Below are 4,109 nucleotides of genomic sequence, written 5' to 3'. Positions count from 1 at the left end.
GTCGTGGTGCCCCGCGCCACCGTGGTGCACGACGGCCGCGACGCGCCGGAACAGGGCCTGCTGGTTGACCTCGCCGACCAGGAAGCAGTCGGCGCCGTCGTCCAGCAGCGCGTTCTCGGCCCAACCCCGGGCGACGACGGCGCGGCGGCCCTGGGCGCGGATGGCCTGGATGGCGGTCCGACCCGCGTCCTTGGTCGTCTGCAGGGCGATGCTGCCGAAGCCGACGTAGACGGGCGGCGGACCGGCGGCGAGGAAGGCCTCGAGGTCGGCGGGCAGGGGACGGTCGTCCGGCAGGATCCAGGCGCCCGTCTGCACCGGACGGCAAAGGTCGGTCGGCAGCCAGGGCCACAGGACCGGGTCCGAAGCCAGGAACGGGTGGTCGGTGAAGACGTGGTCGCGGACGTTGCCGAGGGTTGAAAGGCCGAGCGAGGCTCGCTGGGTGTTGATCGTCCCGCCGAAGAGGTCGTTCATCGCCTCGACGTTCAACGCCCAGAGCGCTCGGGCGTCGGTCACCTCCGGCGGATGCGGGCGGCCCGGATATTCGAAGGGCCGGTGATGGTGCGACGGAAGGAAGAGCGGGCAGAAGGTGACGTGGGCGTAGGCGAGGCCGCGCATCTCGGCCACGCACTGGGCCGCGGCGACGGACGGCATCAGGCCCGTGGCCACGACGGCGTCGCAGCCCGTCGCCGCCGCGTCGATCGCCTCGTACTGGGCCCCGATCATGATCGCGCCGTACTCGGGAATGCTCCGGGGGGCGCGCTTCGCCGCCTCGATCCATTCGCGCACCGGCGAGAAGGCCGGCGCCAACTCGACGCCCGCGCGGTCCGCCAGCTTGAGAAACTCCAGGTCCGCCGGAGCGGACACCACCGCCTCGGCGCCGAGCGCCTTCAGCGCCACGGCCAGAGCGATCAGCGGCTCGACGTCGCCGCGGGAGCCATAAGTCGACAACAGGATGCGCATGCGTGATTTCCCCTCTTCCGCTGAGGGTCCGGCACTCTGCGCATAAAAAGCCGTCGGGCAATTCTTGAACGAAACTGTTTCGTGCCCACCTCCGACATGCCCGGGAGGCCGAAGCTCCCGCGCGCCCCCTCGAAACGAAAGCGATCCTGCCCGTCGGCGGGCGACTTGCTCCGGATAATGACACCGGTTACCTAGACGGCGCGGCCGAGCCCGGACAAGGTGACCTTCATGTACTGCAAGACCTATCACGCCACCCATCCGGACATGATGGACGGGGTCACCAACGACCAGCTGCGCGAGCGCTACCTGATCGACGGCCTGTTCGCGGCGGGCGAGATCCGCCTGAACTACACCCACTACGAACGCTTCGTGATCGGCGGCGTCGCGCCGGGCGCGGCGACCGTGCGCCTGCCCGACCAGACCGAGCCGGTCTCGGCGGCGGGGCGCCCGTTCCTGGAACGCCGCGAACTGGGCGTGGTCAACGTCGGCGGGACGGCCGGCACGGTCACGGTCGACGGTCAGGCCTATGTGCTGGAAGCCAACGACGGCCTCTACATCGCCATGGGATCCAAGGACGTGACCTTCGCCGGCGACACCCGCTTCTACCTGGCCTCGACGCCGGCCCACGTCCGCTACGAGACCAAGCACATCTCGCTGGCCCAAGCCGTGCCGCTGGAGCGCGGCGCGCTGGAGACGTCCAACGAGCGGACCATCTACCAGTACATCGTCCCCGCCACCTGCCAGTCCTGCCAACTGCTGCTGGGCCTGACGATCCTGAAGACGGGCAGCGTCTGGAACACCATGCCGCCGCACCTGCACGACCGCCGCAGCGAGGTCTATTTCTACTTCGGCCTGGGCGAGACCGACCGGGTCTTCCACTTCATGGGCGAGCCGGATGCCCAGCGGCACATCGTGGTGGCCGACGGCGAGGCGGTGGTGTCGCCGCCGTGGTCGATCCACATGGGCTCGGGCACGTCCAACTACACCTTCATCTGGGCCATGGGCGGCGAGAACCTGGACTACACCGACATGACCGTCCTCGACATCTGCCAGCTGAAATGAGCGGCTTCGACCTTTCCGGCCGGACGGCTCTGGTCACCGGCGCCAACACCGGCCTGGGGCAGGCGATCGCGGTGGGCCTGGCGGAAGCGGGCGCCGACATCGTCGCCGTCGGCCGCTCGGCGCCGACCGAGACGGCGGAGCTGGTCGCCCGGACCGGGGCGGCGCTTCACGCCATCCCCGCCGACCTGTCCTCGACCGCGCCGATCGCCGACGTGGTCGCCCAGGCCGTGGACGCCATGGGCGAGATCGACATCCTGGTGAACAACGCCGGGATCATCCGCCGCGCCGACAGCCTGGACTTCACCGAGGAAGACTGGGACGCGGTGATCGACACCAATCTGAAGTCGGCCTTCTTCCTGAGCCAGGCCGTGGCCCGGACCTGGGTGGAGGCCGGGCGGGGCGGCAAGATCATCAACATCTGCTCGATGCTGAGCTTCCAGGGCGGCATCCGCGTGCCGTCCTACACGGCCTCCAAGAGCGGCCTGGCGGGGCTGACGCGCCTGCTGGCCTGCGAGTGGGCGTCGAAGGGCATAAACGTCAACGGCATCGCGCCGGGCTATTTCGCCACCAACAACACCGAGGCCCTCAGGGCCGACGAGACCCGCAGCCGCGATATCCTGGCCCGCATCCCCGGCGGGCCGCTGGGGTGACCCGTCGGACCTGAAGGGCGCGGCGGTCTTCCTGGCGTCGGACGCCGCGGCCTATGTCCATGGCACGGTGCTGGCGGTGGATGGGGGTTGGCTGGCGCGGTAGGGGCCGATCGAGATTCACTCTCACCTGTCATTCCAGGGCGTCCGCAGGACAACCCGGAGCCCAGGAGGTTCGGATCCGGCGTCGATCCGGGTCAGCAGCGCGACCGCGGTCCTGGGTTCCGGGTTCTTTCGCTGCGCTCAGCCCCGGAATGACGATTTCAGAGCGTCAGAATCTCCGAACGTCGATCGGCCTCGGCGGCGGGATCGCGACTGGATTGTCAAAGACCTGAACGCATGCGGGTTCGCGCTCGCCGGGGGACCCGGGCGAGGGTGGGGAGGAGCGGAGCGCGGGCGTGGCCGGACCGTATGTGGTCCCCTGCTTTCGCGTTGCGGGGACCGGAGAGATTTTCGGCCGTCGTCCATGCTCCGCCGCGACCGGTTCGCGCGAGCGGACGGGGGCGGGCTTCCTGCAGCCTGCGGGGCTTGTGGCGTTTTCCCACCCCGACCTTGTCGCCGCTTAAGCCCTTTCCGTCCTTTGCCCACGACGGGCGGAAGGCGGCCAGGCCTTCCGGGCTCCGGAGTTTCCTACCCCCCGGACAGTCCCGCGCCCCCACGCGCCCGATTGTCCGCTGCAGCAGGTCCTCGCCGCCACAGGGTCCGGGTCGCGATCACAGGATGCGGTTTCCCGCTCGATCGCACCCCGCCGCACGCGATGGCCCTGGCGCCAGACGCCCTCCCCTCGCGACGGGATGGGCAAAAGTATAGGACGGGTCGAAACCCAGGCGGGTTCAGGACGCTGAGGCACAAGGAAAGCCGCGAGATTCCAGAAGCTTGGCGCGCTCGGATTCGCTGGGAATCCGCCGATGACCGACGGTCGAGCACCACGTTCACCTCTCCATTCGCAGCCAAGCGAATGGGGAGGACAGGTCGGCGCGTTCAGCGACGACCAAGAGGGGGCGACGCCAGCGGATGGGATCGGAGCTCAGATGGGCCGCCGCCGGCGTCGCCCCCTCCTGACGGCTTCGCCGTCTGTCCTCCCCATCGCCTTGAAGGGGCGATGGGGAGGTGAGGCGTCTTCGCTGGGATGACGAAAGTGGAGCGGGGTGGTCACGCCAGGCTGTTCAGCCAGTCCTCCAGATTGGTGAAGCCGTCCCCGTTCCGATCCGCCGGGCCGTCCGCCCCGTCGCCAGGATCCAGGCCGTTCGCCTCCTCCCAGTCGTCGGGCATGCCGTCGCCGTCGCCGTCGATCCACGGCGTTCCAGCGTCCAGCGCCGGCCAGCCACCGACCTGGGCCTGGCTGTCGATGATGCGGCCGGTGCGCGTCCTCACGCCCTCGATCACCCGCGCGTCGATGGCGTCACGGGTCCCGGCCCGCGCCGCGCCCGACAGCACGGC

Annotated in this window: 2 protein-coding genes and 2 pseudogenes; 2 read left to right on the top strand and 2 right to left on the bottom strand. The window is 69.7% G+C overall.

Annotated elements, in window-relative coordinates; translation table 11 throughout:
* A partial coding sequence (locus AC2W7C_RS14185; protein ID WP_486002013.1) for a glycosyltransferase occupies positions 1–960 on the bottom strand: 960 nt, incomplete at its 3' end.
* Between the two features lie 228 nt (positions 961–1,188).
* Here AC2W7C_RS14185 and kduI point away from each other — a divergent pair.
* A complete protein-coding gene (gene kduI, locus AC2W7C_RS14180) occupies positions 1,189–2,022 on the top strand; it encodes a 5-dehydro-4-deoxy-D-glucuronate isomerase (protein ID WP_486002012.1) in 834 nt (277 codons plus the stop codon).
* A pseudogene (kduD, locus tag AC2W7C_RS14175) lies at positions 2,019–2,775 on the top strand (2-dehydro-3-deoxy-D-gluconate 5-dehydrogenase KduD). The gene kduI and the pseudogene kduD overlap by 4 nt, the downstream one beginning before the upstream one ends.
* A 1,046-nt stretch (positions 2,776–3,821) precedes the next feature.
* On the opposite strand, the pseudogene AC2W7C_RS14170 reads toward kduD, so the two are convergent.
* Positions 3,822–4,109 (bottom strand): annotated as a pseudogene (locus AC2W7C_RS14170) (pectate lyase); the annotation flags it as partial.

The organism is Brevundimonas sp. CURTG3B2_SDJG (assembly GCF_057364705.1).
This window is presented reverse-complemented; position numbering and strand designations above follow the sequence as displayed.